17 protein-coding genes are annotated in these 17,475 nt (G+C 61.4%); 8 read left to right on the top strand and 9 right to left on the bottom strand.

The genetic code is table 11. From position 1 onward, the window contains the following. Positions 1-47 precede the first annotated feature (47 nt). From BLV61_RS25635 to BLV61_RS25625, 3 genes are read right to left on the bottom strand one after another with little or no spacing between them, the layout of a single operon-like run. Positions 48-1,364, bottom strand: a complete 1,317-nt coding sequence (locus tag BLV61_RS25635) for a sensor histidine kinase (protein WP_090468269.1) — start codon at positions 1,362-1,364, stop codon at positions 48-50. Continuing rightward, positions 1,361-2,029: a response regulator transcription factor gene (locus BLV61_RS25630; protein ID WP_047527445.1), complete on the bottom strand. Its 669-nt coding sequence runs from the start codon at positions 2,027-2,029 to the stop codon at positions 1,361-1,363. The genes BLV61_RS25635 and BLV61_RS25630 overlap by 4 nt, the downstream gene beginning before the upstream one ends. 3 nt (positions 2,030-2,032) lie before the next feature. Then, the gene (locus BLV61_RS25625; protein ID WP_047527444.1) at positions 2,033-2,353 is read right to left on the bottom strand and encodes a PepSY domain-containing protein; all 321 of its coding nucleotides are present in this window, start codon (positions 2,351-2,353) and stop codon (positions 2,033-2,035) included. Between the two features lie 395 nt (positions 2,354-2,748). Here BLV61_RS25625 and BLV61_RS25620 point away from each other — a divergent pair, with 395 nt between their 5' ends. From BLV61_RS25620 to codA, 4 genes are all read left to right on the top strand, one after another. Further along, positions 2,749-3,828 carry a patatin-like phospholipase family protein gene (locus BLV61_RS25620; RefSeq protein WP_090468268.1) on the top strand — a complete coding sequence of 360 codons (1,080 nt, stop codon included), beginning with the start codon at positions 2,749-2,751 and terminating at the stop codon, positions 3,826-3,828. Positions 3,829-3,903: 75 nt separating this feature from the next. Continuing rightward, positions 3,904-4,260 carry a 6-carboxytetrahydropterin synthase QueD gene (queD, locus tag BLV61_RS25615; protein ID WP_047527439.1) on the top strand — a complete coding sequence of 119 codons (357 nt, stop codon included), beginning with the start codon at positions 3,904-3,906 and terminating at the stop codon, positions 4,258-4,260. A 133-nt stretch (positions 4,261-4,393) separates the two neighbouring features. Next, positions 4,394-5,224, top strand: coding sequence for an alpha/beta fold hydrolase (locus BLV61_RS25610; protein WP_047527437.1), 831 nt, complete (start codon positions 4,394-4,396; stop codon positions 5,222-5,224). A gap of 187 nt (positions 5,225-5,411) precedes the next feature. After that, positions 5,412-6,656 carry a cytosine deaminase gene (gene codA / locus BLV61_RS25605; protein WP_047527435.1) on the top strand — a complete coding sequence of 415 codons (1,245 nt, stop codon included), beginning with the start codon at positions 5,412-5,414 and terminating at the stop codon, positions 6,654-6,656. 90 nt (positions 6,657-6,746) lie between these two features. On the opposite strand, the gene BLV61_RS25600 is transcribed toward codA, so the two are convergent. Beyond that, a complete protein-coding gene (locus BLV61_RS25600) occupies positions 6,747-7,739 on the bottom strand; it encodes a diaminopimelate epimerase (RefSeq protein ID WP_090468267.1) in 993 nt (330 codons plus the stop codon). 170 nt (positions 7,740-7,909) lie between these two features. Here BLV61_RS25600 and BLV61_RS25595 point away from each other — a divergent pair, with 170 nt between their 5' ends. Both BLV61_RS25595 and tynA read left to right on the top strand, forming a co-directional pair. Next, positions 7,910-9,061, top strand: coding sequence for an MFS transporter (locus BLV61_RS25595; protein WP_090468264.1), 1,152 nt, complete (start codon positions 7,910-7,912; stop codon positions 9,059-9,061). A 233-nt stretch (positions 9,062-9,294) separates the two neighbouring features. Next, on the top strand, positions 9,295-11,583 hold the full coding sequence (tynA, locus tag BLV61_RS25590; protein WP_090468262.1) for a primary-amine oxidase: 2,289 nt from the start codon (positions 9,295-9,297) through the stop codon (positions 11,581-11,583). Between the two features lie 113 nt (positions 11,584-11,696). Here the strand turns inward: tynA and BLV61_RS25585 are convergent, their stop codons facing one another. Further along, on the bottom strand, positions 11,697-12,005 hold the full coding sequence (locus BLV61_RS25585; protein ID WP_090468260.1) for a cupredoxin domain-containing protein: 309 nt from the start codon (positions 12,003-12,005) through the stop codon (positions 11,697-11,699). Between the two features lie 14 nt (positions 12,006-12,019). Continuing rightward, complete coding sequence (locus tag BLV61_RS25580) at positions 12,020-12,988, bottom strand: metallophosphoesterase family protein (RefSeq protein WP_047527428.1); 969 nt, start codon at positions 12,986-12,988, stop codon at positions 12,020-12,022. A gap of 152 nt (positions 12,989-13,140) precedes the next feature. Here BLV61_RS25580 and BLV61_RS25575 point away from each other — a divergent pair, with 152 nt between their 5' ends. Both BLV61_RS25575 and BLV61_RS25570 read left to right on the top strand, forming a co-directional pair. Beyond that, on the top strand, positions 13,141-13,653 hold the full coding sequence (locus BLV61_RS25575; protein ID WP_090468258.1) for a sigma-70 family RNA polymerase sigma factor: 513 nt from the start codon (positions 13,141-13,143) through the stop codon (positions 13,651-13,653). Beyond that, entirely contained in the window at positions 13,646-14,383 is a 738-nt protein-coding gene (locus tag BLV61_RS25570) for an anti-sigma factor family protein (RefSeq protein ID WP_090468256.1), read from the top strand. The genes BLV61_RS25575 and BLV61_RS25570 overlap by 8 nt, the downstream gene beginning before the upstream one ends. Positions 14,384-14,422: 39 nt before the next feature. On the opposite strand, the gene feaR is transcribed toward BLV61_RS25570, so the two are convergent. The 3 genes from feaR to paaY form a co-directional block, all read right to left on the bottom strand. Next, on the bottom strand, positions 14,423-15,337 hold the full coding sequence (gene feaR, locus BLV61_RS25565; protein WP_167361847.1) for a transcriptional regulator FeaR: 915 nt from the start codon (positions 15,335-15,337) through the stop codon (positions 14,423-14,425). A 105-nt stretch (positions 15,338-15,442) separates the two neighbouring features. Beyond that, a complete protein-coding gene (gene paaX, locus BLV61_RS25560; RefSeq protein WP_047527425.1) occupies positions 15,443-16,366 on the bottom strand; it encodes a phenylacetic acid degradation operon negative regulatory protein PaaX in 924 nt (307 codons plus the stop codon). 178 nt (positions 16,367-16,544) lie between these two features. Next, a complete protein-coding gene (paaY, locus tag BLV61_RS25555) occupies positions 16,545-17,138 on the bottom strand; it encodes a phenylacetic acid degradation protein PaaY (protein WP_090468251.1) in 594 nt (197 codons plus the stop codon). Positions 17,139-17,475: the final 337 nt, after the last annotated feature.

The raw sequence follows: 17,475 nt of genomic DNA, 5'->3' as shown, positions 1-17,475 counted from the left end.
TGACACACCCTCGCGAAAAGGCCCGCCCACAGCGTCCCCGTCTGGTTTCAGAGGCGCTTGGGCAATTCGATCAGCACGTTCAACCCGCCCCACTCGCTCTCCTGCAGCTGCAATACCCCGCCCCACGCCTCGACGATGTCGCGGACAATCCCCAAACCCAGGCCATGCCCGTCAGTCTGCTCATCCAGCCGAGTACCGCGGCTGAACACCTGCTTGCGGCGATCTTCGGGGATCCCAGGCCCGTCGTCTTCCACACTCAGTTCAAAGACTTCAGCGGTTTCGACCACGCTCAGTCGCACTTCGGCATCCGCCCATTTGCAAGCGTTGTCCAGCAGATTGCCGAGCAGTTCCAGCAAGTCCTCACGATCCCACGGCAACTGCAGGCCCCCGGGGGCGCGAGCGCTCAGCGTCAGGTGCTCACCATGGATCATGTTCAAGGTCGACAGCAATCCCGGCAGTTCGGCATCGCAATCAAACAATGCTCCCGGCAGCGCGTCGCCGGCGAGGCGGGCACGGTTGAGTTCGCGATTGAGCCGTTGCTGCACCTGTTCCAGTTGCGCCTTGAGGGTTTTGCGCAGTTGCGGATGCGCTTCCAGCTGTGCACTTGAAGCCAGGCTCAGCAATACCGCCAACGGGGTTTTCAAGGCGTGGCCGAGGTTGCCCAGGGCATTGCGCGAACGCTTGAGGCTGTCTTCGGTGTGGGCCAGCAGATGGTTGATCTGCGCCACCAGCGGCTCCAGTTCCACCGGAACCTGATCATCGAGTTGCGAGCGTTGGCCCTGCTGCAACTGAGCGATCTGTTCGCGGGCCTTTTCCAACGGGCGCAAGGCGCGCCGTACGGTGATTCGTTGCAGCAGCAGAATCAGCAACAATCCCGCCAGCCCGAGCCCCAACCCCACCTGCTGCATGCGCCGGAAGCTCTCGCGCACCGGGGTGTAGTCCTGCGCCACGCTGATGGAGATCGACTGGCCCAGGCGGCGATAGTCCGAGCGCAGCACCAGCAACTGCTGCCCTTCAGGTCCCAATTGCAGATTGCTGTCCAGGCCGGGGTGTTCGAGACGTGGCAGTTCCTGGTCCCACAACGAACGGGACCGCCAATGGCTGTCAGCAAAATCGATGCGGAAATAATGCCCGGAAAAGGGTCGTTGATAGGCCGGTGCCAGGTGCCTTTCGTCCAGCTGCAAACCTTGCGGGCCACGTACCAGCGCCACCAACAGGTTTTCACTGTCGTTGCGCAGCCCGGCTTCGAGGTAGCGCTGCAAACCCATTTCAAACAGCCACAGACTGGTCTGCGCCAACACCAGGCCGACAATCACCATCACGCTGATCAGGCCCAGACTCAAGCGGCGCTGGATCGACCTCACCGGGTTTGTCCACCGAACAGATAACCCTGGCCGCGACGGGTCTCGATCACGCTGCGCCCGAGTTTGCGCCGCAGGTGATTGACGTGGACTTCCAGCACGTTGGAGTCGCGTTCGGTTTCGCCGTCGTAGAGGTGTTCGGCGAGGTGGCTTTTGGAAAGGATCTGTTCCGGGTGCAGCATGAAATAACGCAGCAAGCGGAATTCGGCGGCGGTCAGTTGAATCTCGGCACCGTCGCGGGTCACGCACTGACGTCCCTCATCCAGCTGCAGACCCGCAGCCTTGAGGGTCGGCTGATTGACCTGGCCGTGGGAACGGCGCAGCAACGCCTGGACTCGCAAGTGCAATTCTTCGGGATGAAAGGGTTTGGTCAGGTAATCGTCGGCGCCGGCCTTGAGGCCTTCGATGCGCTCGGCCCAGGAGTCGCGGGCGGTGAGGATCAACACCGGCGTGGGCAACCCCTCGGCACGCCAGCGGGCCAACACTTCAAGCCCTGGCAACCCCGGAAGGCCGAGGTCGAGGATGATCAGGTCGTAAGGCTCGGTGCTGCCCTGATGGACCGCGTCGCGACCGTCGGCCAGCCAGTCCACCGCGTACCCTTGGCGATTGAGGCCGGCCATCAGTTCGTCGGCCAGGGGCACATGGTCTTCCACCAGGAGCAAACGCATCGATCAATCTTCCTTGTCTTTGAGTAAACGGCCCGTGGCAGCGTCGATATCGAGCTCTCGAACCACGCCTTCAGCGGTCAGCAACTCGACTTCATAAATGTAGACGTCGTGCTTCTCTTCGAGCTCGGCTTCCAGCAGTCTGGCCCCGGGATAACGGTCCAGCGCCTGCTGCAACACTTGCTCGAGCGGCAGGATGATCCCTTGCTGGCGCAAGCGCAGGGCTTCGTCCTGGTCCAGATCGCGGGCCATGACCACCGAGCAGAAAGCCAGCAACACCAGCGCCAGAATGCCCGCGCGCCGATGTAAAAAAGAAAGCAGCGTCATTTCGAATCCTGATGATCCTTGAGTCACTGGCCACCGGCCGCGTCAAATTGCAGATCCCGGTCGATGCCACGGCGTTGAGCTTCTCGAAAGGCACAATGGTACCAGCGTCGTGCAACCTCGAGGCTTTGTCCGGCTCCTGGGTGTTGCACACGGGGTCCACTTTAGCGGCCTGAACTTAATTGAAACTGAATTGCCATCATTGGGTTGCAGTGGCAAGCAGACACAAATGCAAACCTGTAGGAGCGAGCCCGCTCGCGATGGAGGATAACGATGGCGTGGGCTGTCTGAATGCTCGCGTTGTCCTCGCGTTTTTCGCGAGCAGGCTCGCTCCTACAGGATTAGCGCCGTGATGGAACCTGCTTATAATTCCCCGCTTGCCCGACATCGAGACCGGTATGACCGCCATCCACATCAAGTTCCCTTCCCTGACGCTCAAGGCCGGCCCCCGTGCCTTTGCGCGCATCCGTGAAAACGGCCTGAACGCCGTTGATGTCGGCACGCTACCGGGTGCCGCCGGTGGCCCGAAGGCGCTGGGAATCCAGGGGCTGGACCTGGCGTTGTTCGGCGAATGGCTGCCGGCGGCGCCACGGGAGCGCTCGCTGATCGGAGCATCAGTCGGGTCCTGGCGCTTCGCCAGCGCCTGCCTGCCGGATGCCGCCGAAGGCATCCGCCGCCTCGGGCATCTCTACACCGAGCAGAATTTCGCCAAAGGCGTGACCATGGCGCAGATCAGCCAGAGCTCGCGGCGCATGCTCGATGATTTGCTCGACGGCCGCGACGCCGCCCTGCTCGACAACGCCCATTACCGCTTGAACATCATGGTGGTCAAAAGCCACGGCCTGCTCGCGGACGATCATCGCGGCCGCCTGGGCCTGGGCCTGTCGTCGGTGATCGCCGACAACCTGCGCGGCCGCGCGCGCCTGTCGCGGCACTTCGAACGCGTGATCATCCACGATCCGCGCCTGGCTCCGCCGGTCAACACGCTGAACGATTTCCCGTCGCGCTTCGTCGCGCTGAACGCCGGCAATCTGCGCCAGGCCCTGCTCGCCTCGGGGTCGATTCCGATGGTGATGGAAGGCGTGCGCGACCTGCCGGGTGCAGGTGCCGGGACCTTCCGCGATGGCGGCCTGCTGGACTACCACCTCGACCTGCCCTACAGCGGCGACGACATCGTGCTCTACCCGCATTTCACCGATCGGGTGATTCCGGGCTGGTTCGACAAGACCCTGCCATGGCGCCGCGCCTGCCCTGCGCGCCTGCAAAATGTGCTGTTGCTGGCACCGTCCAGAGACTACCTGTCGCGTTTGCCCTACGGCAAACTGCCGGATCGTAATGACTTCAAACGCTTCATGGGGGACGCCCCGAGCCGGCAGAAATACTGGCGCGCGGCGATGGACGAAAGCCGTCGCCTGGGTGATGAATTCCTCGAACTGGCCGCCAACGGTCGCCTCGGTGAGCGCTTGCTGACCCTTTAGTCAGGACAAGCTGTTAAACTCGCCGCCTGCCCCTATCGCCGCGGCGATCGCCACCTGAACAGAGCTGAAAACACTGTGGAAATCTTCAAAGAATTTACCTTCGAATCCGCCCACCGCCTGCCCCACGTCCCGGACGGCCACAAGTGCGGCCGCCTGCACGGCCATTCGTTCAAAGTGGCGATTCACCTGAGTGGCGACATTGATCCGCACACCGGCTGGATCCGCGACTTCTCGGAAATCAAGGCGATCTTCAAGCCGCTGTATGAGCGTCTGGACCACAACTACCTGAACGACATTCCTGGCCTGGAAAACCCGACCAGCGAAGTGTTGGCCAAATTCATCTGGGCCGAACTCAAGCCCCTGCTGCCGGAACTCAGTGCGATTCGTATCCACGAGACCTGCACCAGCGGTTGCATCTATCGCGGCGAGTAAACCAGACCCCCCGTAGGAGCGAGCCTGCTCCTACAGGGGAAATGCGTTTCGTCAGTGATACAAAAGACAGCCTCCAAGGCTGTTTTTTTATGCCTATGCTTTTTGGCGTTTACACGCCAAGAGGACACGCCCAATGACAGACTGGCCACTGGCTCAGAGCTACCGCTTCAATGGTCACTCCGTTCGCTACGCGGTAAGGGGCGACGGCCCGCCGTTGGTGTTCGTGCATGGCACGCCCTTCTCTTCTTATGTCTGGCACCGGATTGCACCGCACTTCATCACCTCGCACCGGGTGCATTACTTCGATCTGTTGGGCTATGGGCAATCCGAGAAGGTCGACGGCGATGTGTCGCTGGGTGTGCAAAATCAACTCTTGGCGCAACTGCTGGAGCATTGGGGGCTGGATCGTCCCGACATAGTGGCCCATGATTTTGGCGGCGCGACTGCCCTGCGCGCCCACCTGTTGAACGGCAAGGAGTACCGCAGCCTCACACTGATCGACCCGGTGGCGCTGACACCCTGGGGTTCGCCATTCGTGCAGCATGTTCGCCAGCATGAGGCCGCGTTCAGCGGGCTGCCCGACTACATTCAGCGCGCCATCGTACCGACCTATATTCGCGGGGCGATCAAGCGCGATATCCCTGATGACGAACTCGACCCTTACGTGCAACCGTGGGTGGGCGACCCTGGGCAAGCGGCGTTTTATCGGCAGATCGCCCAGATGGACGAGCGCTACACCCGCGAGGCCGAGGGCTTGTATCCGACGATCCGCTGCCCGGTGCAGATTCTCTGGGGTGAAGACGATCAATGGATCCCCATCGAACGCGGGCGCGCCCTGCAACAGATGATTCCGGGAGCGCAATTTCACGCCATTCCCAACGCCGGTCATCTGGTCCAGGAAGACGCCCCCGAAGCCATTGTCGCCGCACTGATGCGCTTTTTGCCGCAGCCCCCGTCCTCCTGAAGGAATGGCCCTTGCGGGAGCGAGCTTGCCAGCAATGATGGCATCAACCACGCCACGCAATTGACTGATCCAGCGCCATCGCAAGCACGCTCGCCCGACATTTGCACAGGCAAGATCAATGACGCTGGCAGGGATTGCCTCCGCCGCGCTAACGTAGGGTCATTGTCTATCGAAAAGGACGCTCCTGATGCACATCATCAACGCCCGGCTGCGTCACCAGGAAGGCCTGCATGAGTTGCACCTGGAAAACGGCCTGATCAGCCACATCGCCCGGCAAACCGAGGCCCCGACCCTGGGCCCCGACGATCTGGATGCCGGTGGCAACCTGGTGGTACCGCCCTTCGTCGAGCCGCACATCCACCTCGACGCAACCCTGACCGCCGGCGAGCCGCGATGGAACATGAGCGGCACGTTGTTCGAGGGCATCGAATGCTGGGGCGAACGCAAGGCGACCATCACCCAGGAAGACACCAAGACCCGCGCCAAGAAAACCATCCAGGCCCTCGCCGCCCATGGCATCCAGCATGTACGCACCCACGTCGATGTCACCGATCCGCAACTGACCGCCCTTAAAGCCATGCTCGAAGTGCGCGAGGAAAGCCGTGATCTGATCGACCTGCAAATCGTCGCATTCCCCCAGGAGGGCATCGAGTCGTACCGCAACGGCCGGGACCTGATGGAAGAAGCGATCCACATGGGCGCCGACGTGGTCGGCGGCATTCCGCATTTCGAATACACCCGCGATCAAGGCGTGAGTTCGGTGAAGTTCCTCATGGACCTGGCCGAGCGCACCGGTTGCCTGGTGGATGTGCATTGCGACGAAACCGACGACCCGCACTCGCGCTTTCTCGAGGTGCTGGCTGAAGAAGCCCGCAGCCGCGACATGGGCTCGCGCGTGACCGCCAGCCACACCACGGCCATGGGCTCCTACGACAATGCCTACTGCGCCAAACTGTTCCGCCTGCTCGGGCATTCCGGGATCAGTTTTGTCTCCTGCCCCACCGAAAGCATTCATCTGCAAGGGCGCTTCGATAACTTCCCGAAACGCCGTGGCGTGACCCGGGTCAACGAATTGCTCGAAGCCGGCATGAACGTGTGTTTCGGCCAGGACTCGATCGTCGACCCGTGGTATCCGCTGGGCAACGGCAACATCCTGCGGGTCCTCGAAGCGGGCCTGCACATCTGCCACATGCTCGGTTACCGCAACCTGCAAAGCGCGCTGGACCTGGTCACCGACAACAGCGCCAAGGCCATGGCCCTGGGTAATCGTTACGGGTTGGAGCCGGGGCGGCCGGCGAACTTGCTGATCTTGTCAGCGGAAAGCGATTACGAGGTGATCCGCAGCCAGGGCCTGCCGCTGTATTCGGTTCGTGGCGGCAAGGTGCTGATGAAGCGCACGATGCCGGTGGTGGAGTTCGGTAGTCCGGATTGAGATTTGTATTGGCCGGACGGGCACTGTCGTCGGAACGCCGCCCGGAGCGAGCTGACTCCGGGCGGCGTTCCGACGATGACGCAGGCCCAGTCAACTCACCAACCGAGCCGTGCCAAACAGGCTCACCCGACTCAACGCCCCCCGCTCTTCCTCCAGCAGAATCGGCGCCGTCCCACCCGGCATCGTCACCTTCACCTCCCCCGCATCGACCCAACCAACCCGCCATGCCGCACACGCCACCGCACTGGCACTGGTGCCCGAGGACGCCGTCGGCCCCTCCCCGCGCTCGAACACACGCGCGGCGATGTGCCCCGGGGACAGCCGCATCGCCCATTGCAGATTGATACCCGCCGGGCAAGGCCGCCCGGCACCGGTCGGCATGGCATAGGCAATACGCGTCAGCCCTTCGCCTAAAGCCGGCTCGCGCATCTGCTCATTGCCCGGCAACGCGTCCGCGCTGTCGACCAGGGTCACGCAATGCGGATTGCCGAGCCGCACGAACTGGCTGCGTGACCAGGCGCCATTGAGTGCTGACAGTTGTTGAACGTGGCTGAGTTCGCGCCCGTTCAACAGCACCGTGTCCATGCCCGCCGCGCTGACCGCCGCCGGCCCGAACCCAGGTGGGCCCAAGTCAAGCCAGAAACCCTGGACACCCTCGACTTGCGCGGCTTTCACGGACGTCTGGCCCGGTGAAGGCGTGTCGGATTTGTCGTGGTGAACCCTGAGCACGCAAGGGTCATCGCTGGGTAAAAACCCCTGGTCGCTGAGCGCCTGGGAGAAAATCGTCAGCCCGTTGCCACTGCGCTCGGCCAGTGTGCCGTCGGTGTTGACGATCAGCAGATCAAACGGCGGCGACGACTGGAACGGGCCGACCAACAGACCATCGCTGCAATGGTCTTTGCTACCAGGTGGTTGCGTACCCGGGGCCCAGCCACAGTACGCCGCAATGGCCGCCAACGCCCAGACCTCGCGGGTTTGCGCGGCGTGGCCGGCCTGATCGGGTACGGCGATACCCTGTTGGCGCAACGCCTCGGGCGCCACAACGATATAGATATTGCCCCGTGCATCGTACATTCGCGCCATGGCGCCCTCCCTGCTGGAATGATTGGACTGCCTCAACATATCGCGAAACACACTCTGGCTGTGCAAGGATGTCAGCCTGTTTGAGCGCAAGCCTGGCGGACACTGATCGAACCCTTGCAGGCGGATCACTGTCCCTTGGAATCGCGACGTTTTTTTGGCCAAGGATCGATATGACCAACCTCAACACCCAGACCTCATTCGTGCCGGGGCGACTGGAACAAATGTCCACGCGCATCGCCTTTTTCATCGCCGGGTTCGGCATCGCCGCGTGGGCGCCACTGGTGCCGTATGCCAAGGCCCGGGCCGGGCTGGATGAAGGCACGCTCGGTCTGTTGCTCCTGTGTCTGGGCGTGGGCTCGATTCTGGCGATGCCCATGGCCGGAGTGCTCGCCTCGCGTTTTGGCTGTCGCAAAGTGGCCACCGGCGGCACCTTGCTGATCTGTCTGGCGCTGCCACTGCTGGCAACGGTGTCATCGATTCCGGCCCTGATCGCGGCGTTGTTCATCTTCGGTGCCGGCCTCGGCACGGTGGATTCCACGGTGAACCTGCAAGCAGTGATCGTCGAACGGGCCAGCGGAAAGAACATGATGTCGGGTTTTCATGGCCTGTTCAGCCTCGGCGGGATCGTCGGAGCGGCCGGCGTCAGCGGGCTGCTCGGTCTCGGGATTTCACCGCTGGGCGCAACGTTGGTGGTGATCGTGATTCTGCTGATCGCCCTGGCCAAAGCCGCGCCGCATCTGCTGCCCTATGGCAGCGACAGCTCGGGACCGGCGTTTGCCGTTCCCCACGGCATCGTGCTGTTCATCGGCGTGATGTGTTTCATCGTATTCCTCGCCGAAGGCGCGGCCCTCGACTGGAGCGCGGTGTTCCTGGCCCAGGAGCGTGGAATCGACAAGGCCTATGCCGGATTGGGTTACGCAGCGTTTGCCCTGACCATGACGGCGGGACGATTGACCGGTGATTCGATCGTGCGTCGCCTTGGCGCCACACGGGTCATTGTATTCGGCGGACTGACGGCCGCGGCCGGTCTGTTTCTGGCGACATTCGCACCGGGCTGGGAGTCGGCACTGCTGGGGTATGCGTTGCTGGGCGCAGGCTGTTCGAACATTGTGCCGGTGCTGTACACCGCAGTGGGCAAGCAGACGGTCATGCCGCAAAGCATCGCCGTACCGGCCATCACCACCCTCGGTTACGCCGGCATTCTCGCGGGGCCTGCGGTGATCGGCTTCATCGCCCATGGCAGCAGTTTGAGCTTTGCCTTTGGCTTGATGGCGGTGCTGCTGGTGGCGGTGGCCATTGGCGGGAAGGTGTTGAAGGCCTGAAAAGCATCGCTGGCAAGCCCGCTACGGTTGAGCCATGCCGTTCATAAACGCTTCCCGTTAACCAGCGGCGGCGCGATGGCAAAGCGCTATATCCGCTTGCCAAGCCCTCGCCAGTCGGGAAAGCTGATTGCGGCACAGAGCCAAAGGATTTTGGCAGGCATCCAAAAGCAGCCATCGCCGGGCTGTAGCAAAGTACAGGTGCGCTGTCACCGGCTTTTTCGAAGGAACCCAGAATGTTCACCTCCCTTGCGTTGCGAAACAGAAAACCGCTTGCCCGGCTCGCCCTGGCGATCACCCTGGGCACCCTCGGCCTGCCTTATTGGGCAGGCAATGCCCAGGCCCATGGCGGTCACGCCGAAATGGTGCCGCTGCAGGCGGGCCTTGAGGAGTTTGGCGCCACGGTCAAATGGGACGACTATTCCAACCTGTTCACCATTGCCAAGGACGGGGTCTACCTCAAGGTCAAGCCGAACAGCAAAGTGGCCATGCTCAACGGCAAGCCCATGGCGCTGACGGTGCCAGTGGTGTTCAAGGGCAAGACCGCCTTCATGTCCAAGGACTTCATCAACCAGGTGTTCCAGTCCGGTCTGGACAAGACCTTTGTCGTCGAAACCCGCCCTAACCCGCTCAATCCCCTGAGCGCGGACGAAATCACCACGGCGGTGGACATCGTCAAGAAGTCCGAGCATTACCAGCCTGGTTTGCGCTTCACCGAAGTCTCGGTCAAGGAGCCGCCGAAAGATCAGGTGTGGAACTTCGTCTACACCGGGCAGAAGGTCGACCAGCCGCGCCAGGCCAATATCGTGGTGCTGGACGGCAAGCACGTGATCGAAGCGCTGGTCGATCTCGACAGCAAGGAACTGAAGTCCTGGAAACCGATTGAAGGCGCCCATGGCATGGTGCTGCTGGACGATTTCGCCACGGTGCAATCGGCCGTCGAGACCAGCCCGGAATACGCAGAAGCGCTGGCCAAGCGCGGCATCACCGATGTGAAAAAGGTCGTGGCCACTCCGCTGACCGTCGGCTACTTCGACGGCAAGGACGGCCTGGCCCAGGACAAGCGCCTGCTGAAGATCGTCAGCTACCTCAATACCGATGACGGCAACTATTGGGCGCATCCGATCGAAGGCCTGGTGGCGATTGTCGATCTGGAGCAGAAGAAACTCATCAAGATCGAAGACGAAGCGCTTATCCCGGTGCCAATGAAGCCGACGCCGTATGACGGGCGCGGGCGCAAGGGTACGTCGGTCAAGCCGCTGGAGATCATCGAGCCCGAGGGCAAGAACTACACCATCACCGGCAACAGCATTCACTGGCAGAACTGGGATTTCCATGTTCGCCTCGACTCACGCGTGGGGCCGATCCTGTCCACCGTCACCTATGACGACAAGGGCAAGAAACGCAAAATCATGTACGAGGGTTCGCTGGGCGGCATGATCGTGCCGTATGGCGATCCGGATGTCGGCTGGTACTTCAAGGCCTACCTGGATTCGGGCGACTACGGCATGGGCACCCTGACCTCGCCGATCGCCCGGGGCAAAGACGCCCCGGAAAACGCCGTGCTGCTGGATGCCACCATCGCCGACTACACCGGCGCCCCGACGGCGATCCCGCGCGCCATGGCGGTGTTCGAACGCTACGCCGGCCCCGAGTACAAACACCAGGAAATGGGCCAGCCCAACCTCAGTACCGAACGCCGGGAACTGGTGGTGCGCTGGATCAGCACCGTCGGCAACTATGACTACATCTTCGACTGGGTCTTCCAGCAGAACGGCACCATCGGCATCGACGCCGGCGCTACCGGCATCGAAGCGGTCAAGGGTGTGAAATCCAAGACCATGCACGAGGACACCGCCAAGGAAGACACCCGTTACGGCACCCTGCTCGATCACAACATCGTCGGCACCACCCACCAGCACATCTACAACTTCCGCCTCGACATGGACGTGGACGGTGAAAGCAACTCGCTGGTGGAGGTGAACCCGGTGATCGCCCCGAACGACCGTGGCGGACCGCGTACCAGCACCATGCAGACCGAAACCAAAGTGGTCAGCACCGAGCAGCAGGCGGCGCAGAAATTCGACCCGTCGACCGTTCGCCTGCTGACCAACTTCAGCAAGGAAAACAAGGTCGGCAACCCGGTGTCCTATCAGTTGATTCCCTATGCCGGCGGCACGCACCCGGTGGCCAAGGGCGCCAACTTCGGCAAGGACGAATGGCTGTATCACCGCCTGAGCTTCATGGACAAGCAACTGTGGGTGACGCAATACAACCCGGAGGAGAAATACCCGGAAGGCAAGTACCCGAATCGCTCGGACAAAGACTCGGGCCTGGGGCAGTTCACCCAGGACAACCACTCCATCGAAAACACCGACGACGTCGTGTGGCTGACCACTGGCACCACCCACATCGCCCGCGCCGAAGAGTGGCCGATCATGCCGACCGAGTGGGTGCATGTGCTGCTCAAACCGTGGAACTTCTTCGATGAAACGCCGACGCTGAACCTCAACGCACCCAAATAACGTACATCCCCCCTGTAGGAGCGAGCCTGCTCGCAATGGTGTGTCAGGCGACACCTATGTTGCTGATACTCCATCGCGAGCAGGCTCGCTCCTACAGGGTTACATCGGTCCGTTCATTGGCTGACCACAATCTTCCCCAGCATCTGCGGATGCAGTGCACAGAAATACTCATACTCCCCCGGTGTATTGAACACCCAGGAATAGCTGTCACCGGTATCCAGCGCCCCGGAGCGAAACAGCTTGTGGGTTTCCGCCACCGTGTGCGGAATTTCGTCGTCATTCACCCAGGTCACTTTGGTGCCCACCGCTACGTTCAAATCCTTGGGCCCGAACATGAATTCCTTGATATCGACTTTCACCTCCTGAGCCCACACCGGCATCGACAGCAACACGCAAACAACAGCCAACAATCGCGCTTTCATTCCAATGCCCTCCGCTAAACCAGTGTCGAATCGATCAGCGCCAAGGGGTGCTCACCCTGCGTCGCTCGCACATCGGTGATCCCCAGGTAATTGCGCAATTGATCCGCCGGCACCGTCATCGGTCCCGGAGCCGGCGCCGTGCCCGGTGCCGGTTGTGGATAGGCGGTGCCGCGCGCGGTGTGGAAGGTGATGTTGCCCTCGACCTTCTGGATGACCTGATGGATGTGCCCGTTCAGCACCGTCACCGAACCGTACTTGCGCAGCATGGCAATCGCCTGATCGCCGTCCTCCGTGCCCCAGCCCCACGGCTGATAGAGGGTCCACAATGGAATATGGGTGAACACGACAATCGGTGTGCTGCTGCTCACCGCGCGCAAGTCATCGGCCAGCCAGGCCAGTTGATCGGCACCGAGGGTCGCTTCATGGCCAGCCTGGAAGTTGAAGACGTTCACCAGGGCAATGAAATGCACGCCGTGGTCGTCGAAGCTGTACCAGCCATTGCCTTTGGTGCCCTTGCCGTAACGCTCCAGATAGAGCTTGCCGCCGCCCTCGTCGAGGGTGTCGTGCTCGCCCGGCACATAGTGCACGGTGGACGGCAGCGCCTTGAGCAATTGTGCGGCGGTGTCGAACTCTGCGGGTTTGGACAGGTGGGTAATATCGCCGGTATGCAGGATCAGCGATGGCCGCTTGGGCAGCGCGATGACCTTGTCAATCGCCACTTGCAAGGTCTTCACCGGATCGGGATTGGCCTCTTTGTTGAAACCGATGTGCGAGTCGCTGATCTGCACGAAGTGGAAGGTGCTGGCCAGCGCCTTGGGGTCGGAGACATTCCCCGTGTCATCCAGAGCGAAGGCCCGGGGAATGCCGCCGCTCAAGGCCCAGATGACCCCCGCCCCGGCCCACGCCGAGCACTTGAGCAGTGTCCGGCGGTCGGGGTTTAACGGGGCGTCGGTGCGCAGTGGGTGTTTTGCTTGAATGTCCATCGGTATTCCCTCGCAGGAGAACTACAGTGATGTAGCTGACACGAGGTAAACCTTGCAGGACGGGTCTTTATTCCCCGTCGAAAAAATAAATTTTTCCGGGAATAAAAGGCCACGCACCGCAGTTATAGGGGTGGGACAGTGCGGGAACCACTATGAAGCGATTTGAGGAACTGTTTGCGCCGCACCTGGACGCCGCTTACAACCTCGCGCGCTGGCTCACGGGCAATGACAGCGCCGCGCACGATGTCGTACAGGAAAGCGCCCTGCGCGCCTTGCGGTTTGCGCACCGCTTCGTCGACGGCAACGCCAAGGCCTGGTTTCTGACCATCGTGCGCAACGAAAGCTACACCTGGCTCAAGGCCTCGGCCGGACGGCACTGGGTCGCTTTCGACGATGAATCCGATGAAAACACAGCAGCGCCGGGCCACAGCCAGACCCCGGAACTGCTGGCCATCCACACCGAAAATGCGGCGCTGATCCAGCAAGCCCTGTGCGCCCTGCCACCGGCGTTTCGTGAGGTGATCATTCTGAAAGAACTCGAAGACCTGGCTTACAAGGACATCGCCCTGGTGGTCGACGTCCCCATCGGTACCGTCATGTCGAGGCTGGCCAGGGCTCGCGCCATGCTCAAGCTCGAACTATTGAAGTTGCACGCCCATGAATGAATTCGACTGCACGGTTTGCCAGACGCTGGTGCATGGCTATCTGGACAAGGAACTTGATCCCGAGACAGCGGCGAATGTGGCCGGGCATCTGGCCGAGTGCGCCGCCTGCGCGCGGTTACATGATCAGGCGCAGCTGCTGAAGGTCAGCGTCAGGCACAAGGCGCCGTACTACGCGGCGCCGGCGTCACTGATTGCCCGCGTGACCACCCCTGAGGCGCCAGCGCCCGGGGCCCTGGAGCGCTGGCGAAAATGGTTTGCACCGGCTTTTTCAGCGGCGGCGCTGGCTTTGGCGATGGTGCTGTATGTGGCGACACCCGGCAGCGAGCAGCCGTTGATGGACGAGGCGGTTTCCAGTCACGTTCGCTCGTTGATGGGCGAGCATCTGAACGATGTGGTGTCGTCCGACCGCCACACCGTCAAGCCCTGGTTCACCGGCAAACTCGACTTCTCGCCACCGGTGTTCGATTACTCGGCGCAGGGCTTTCCCCTGTTGGGCGGGCGCCTGGATTATCTGCAACACCAGACCACGGCGGCCCTGAGCTATGGCCGGGCCAAGCACATCATCAATGTGTTTATCCTGCCCGCGCCCGAGGCCGACAAGCCGCGCCAGAGTCAGACGATCCGCGGCTTCAACGTCGTGTCCTGGCAAGCCAACCACATGCGCTTCGTCATGGTTTCCGATCTGGAGAAAGGCGAGCTGGAGGCGTTTAGCGAATTGCTCAAACCCTAGGACTTCCAAGCATCGAACGCTGCGATCTGATCAAGGACCTCAAGCATGCAGCTTGCGATACTCCCCCGGCGCAATACCGAAGCGTGACTTGAACGCCGTGGAGAAGTAGCTCGAATCGGAAAAACCCCATGAGTACCCCAGCACCGACAACTTTTGCTCCTTGCCCGATTGGCGCAGGGATTCGGCGCACAGGTCCAGGCGACGATTCTTGATGTAGCGCGCCACCACCAGGCCCTTCTTGGCAAACATCCGGTACAGCCCGCGAGTGGACATGCCCACTTCTCGCGCCAGCCATTCCGGGCACAGCTCTTCGGAGCGGATGTGCTGGTCGATAAAACTCAGGGTCTTGCGGAAGGTGCGTTCATGCAGATCCGTGCAGTCGTCTGCCTGACTGATCGCCGGGCGCAGCAGGCTGACAATCGCTTCCAGGGTCGCTTCGCTTTCCTGACGACTGAGGTTTGGCTGGCGGGTGGCATCAAGGATCAACCGGTGCGACAGCATCGCGATGGGCGATGTCGCGGCGATGCGGTGACCGCACCTGACCTGGTTGAAGCGCAGGGTCTGCTCGACCAATGGGTAGGGCAGGATCAGTGACAACTGTCGGGAGTTTTCGCTGTAGGTGAAGTCGCTTGGGCGCGATGCATCGATCAGTGTGATGTCGCCGGCGGACAGCAACACTTTGTCGTCGCCCTGGGCCATACCCGCCGAGCCATCGAGCTGGAACACTGCGAAGTACTTGCCGCCCTCGCCCGCCGCGACTTCCTGCGGCGTGCGGTACAGGCGCGCCTGACAGGCATCGACAAAGCTGAGCTTGAGGGCATCGCTGCGGTATTCCCGGATCTGCCCGGTAAACCCCGCGCCCAGCGGTTGTGCATTGAAGGCGCCACAGATCTGGTTGATCTGATGGATCCACTGATCGAACCCATCCTGGCGCTGTGCAATTATTGAAGAAATCATGTCAGGCCTCACGCAGGCTTATTTTTATTGTCTACGTCAATCCACACGACATCGGGGTGCTACGCCTCTCCTGAACAACCCTGCTCCCTGCACCATGACGTGTTATTTGAGTCCGCCAAAACGCCGGTAAAAGCTTTCCCCCACATCCGGCAACGGGCCGTCGGCCGTTTCCAGTGCAGCGTTCAGCCATTCCTCGGCCTTGGCGTAAATCAAACGGTAAATGTTGCGGCACAACTGCCGCGCCGCCCGACCTTCCCAATCACCGGGCAACAACTCGTCCGGCAGTTGCGGATCGCGCAACAGCAATTTTCGGTATTCATGAATTAGCAGAATCCGTGCCAGGAAACAGTCCGCCGGCTGCAGGTTCTCCTGCTCGCGAAGCGCTTGCCAGAGCGGCCGGAACAATTGAATGAACTCACTGTAATGGGTCGCCAGCTCCTCGATGTTCCAGCTCTCGCGCACCTGCAGGCGCAGGGCCTTGGAGGCCAGCACGTCCTGGGCGGTGGTTTCGAAGACGATGGTTTCTTCCTGGGCGCCGAGGTCGATCAGGGTCGCGTTGACATCGGTGCGGTCGCTGCGCGGACACGCCAGCACCGCCGGAGAAATCGCACCAAAACCTTGCCACTCCAGCTCTTCACGCACTTGTTTGCGCTTGTCCTGGGTCAGCTGCGACAGCATCACCAGGCACCAGGAACCGTCCCAGGCCGGCATGCTGGTGCTATAGACCCGTTTGAACGCCTTGTCGAAACGCCGGCGACCGGTGCCGGTCAGGCTGTAGTAACTGCGACGCCCGACTTTTTCGGCGGTCAGCCAGCCTTCCTTGGTCAGGCGGAAAATCGACGTGCGGATCAGCCGTTCGTTGATGCCGATCGGTTCGAGCAACTGAATCAGGCTGCCCAGCCACACCGTCCCGCCATGAGGCTCGATGGCATCGCCGTACAACGTGATGATCAAGGAGCTGGCGCGGATCGGCGTTTGCTCCTGGAAGCGGGTAATCAAGTGATTCAAAGGTGTCAGGGACGACATGGGCGTACCGAGCGAAAAAAGAAAACGAATATACCGAAAGTCCGCCTGTTAATCGCAAATCCCTCTGTAGGAGCGAGCTCGCTCGCGATGGACGTCAACGATGACGCGCTCTGTCTGAAGGCCCGTGTTGTCCTGGCGTTTTTCGCGAGCAAGCTCGCTCCTACAAGGGGATTTGTGTTCACGACGTGCCCTTTGGCCGCAGACCACTGTCGCTGATGCGCGGGCGATCCGGCTCCGGCTCGCTCAGCGGTTCGCAGACTTGCATCTGTTCCAGGCAACGCCGGGCCAACTGCTGATACTCGCGGGTGCCTGCCTGTTTCCACGCCACCTCCTGATCGCTGAGGCTGCGCTTGACGCTGGCCGGGGCGCCCATCACCAGCGACTGCTCGGGGCATTCGAAACCGGCCTTGACGAACGCCGCCGCCGAGACGAATGAACGCGGGCCGATGTGCGCGTTGTCCATCACCACCGCATTCATGCCCACCAACGCGTCGGCGCCGATCCGGCAACCATGCAGCACGGCACCGTGACCGATGTGGCCATTGCGTTCGACCACGGTGTCACTGTCGGGAAAACCGTGCATCACGCAGGTGTCCTGCAGATTGGCGCCCTCCTCCAGGACGATCCGGCCAAAGTCGCCACGCAGGCTCGCGAGCGGCCCGACGTAGCAATGAGGACCGACGATCACATCACCGATCAACACGGCAGACGGATGCACATAGGCACTGGGGTCAACCACCGGGGTCAGGCCATCGAGGCTGTAGCAGGTCATGGAAGGTTCCTTCACAAAGCGATGCAAATAATGACTCATTTTGTATCATATCACTTTTACCAGCACAAAGACAAAAAACCGTATCACTTGAAAAGGGCGATCAGCGCGGTGACTCGCCTGCCGCCACCACCCGATCAGCAGCCAATAAAATCGGGATATTCAGGCATATCAGCGTCCACTCCCGGCAGACATGCAATGACTGAAGCAACGACAAAAGGACACATTAAATCTATTTTTATATTGCGTTTGCGTATCACGTTGCAGGTATACTCGGGCAAAACCGGTTCCTGCGACCGATCCAATAACAAGCCGGCATCACCGCCGAGCGTGCACCGTG

The organism is Pseudomonas mohnii, from assembly GCF_900105115.1.
GTDB classification, from domain to species: domain Bacteria; phylum Pseudomonadota; class Gammaproteobacteria; order Pseudomonadales; family Pseudomonadaceae; genus Aquipseudomonas; species Aquipseudomonas mohnii.
This window is presented reverse-complemented; position numbering and strand designations above follow the sequence as displayed.

Coding starts and splice junctions, on each gene's coding strand:
- BLV61_RS25585 (WP_090468260.1), bottom strand. CDS start 12,005: ATGAAAGCGCGATTGTTGGCTGTTGTTTGCGTGTTGCTGTCGATGCCG.
- BLV61_RS25595 (WP_090468264.1), top strand. CDS start 7,910: ATGACCAACCTCAACACCCAGACCTCATTCGTGCCGGGGCGACTGGAA.
- tynA (WP_090468262.1), top strand. CDS start 9,295: ATGTTCACCTCCCTTGCGTTGCGAAACAGAAAACCGCTTGCCCGGCTC.
- BLV61_RS25570 (WP_090468256.1), top strand. CDS start 13,646: ATGAATGAATTCGACTGCACGGTTTGCCAGACGCTGGTGCATGGCTAT.
- BLV61_RS25575 (WP_090468258.1), top strand. CDS start 13,141: ATGAAGCGATTTGAGGAACTGTTTGCGCCGCACCTGGACGCCGCTTAC.
- BLV61_RS25620 (WP_090468268.1), top strand. CDS start 2,749: ATGACCGCCATCCACATCAAGTTCCCTTCCCTGACGCTCAAGGCCGGC.
- BLV61_RS25625 (WP_047527444.1), bottom strand. CDS start 2,353: ATGACGCTGCTTTCTTTTTTACATCGGCGCGCGGGCATTCTGGCGCTG.
- paaX (WP_047527425.1), bottom strand. CDS start 16,366: ATGTCGTCCCTGACACCTTTGAATCACTTGATTACCCGCTTCCAGGAG.
- BLV61_RS25580 (WP_047527428.1), bottom strand. CDS start 12,988: ATGGACATTCAAGCAAAACACCCACTGCGCACCGACGCCCCGTTAAAC.
- codA (WP_047527435.1), top strand. CDS start 5,412: ATGCACATCATCAACGCCCGGCTGCGTCACCAGGAAGGCCTGCATGAG.
- BLV61_RS25610 (WP_047527437.1), top strand. CDS start 4,394: ATGACAGACTGGCCACTGGCTCAGAGCTACCGCTTCAATGGTCACTCC.
- BLV61_RS25630 (WP_047527445.1), bottom strand. CDS start 2,029: ATGCGTTTGCTCCTGGTGGAAGACCATGTGCCCCTGGCCGACGAACTG.
- BLV61_RS25600 (WP_090468267.1), bottom strand. CDS start 7,739: ATGGCGCGAATGTACGATGCACGGGGCAATATCTATATCGTTGTGGCG.
- paaY (WP_090468251.1), bottom strand. CDS start 17,138: ATGACCTGCTACAGCCTCGATGGCCTGACCCCGGTGGTTGACCCCAGT.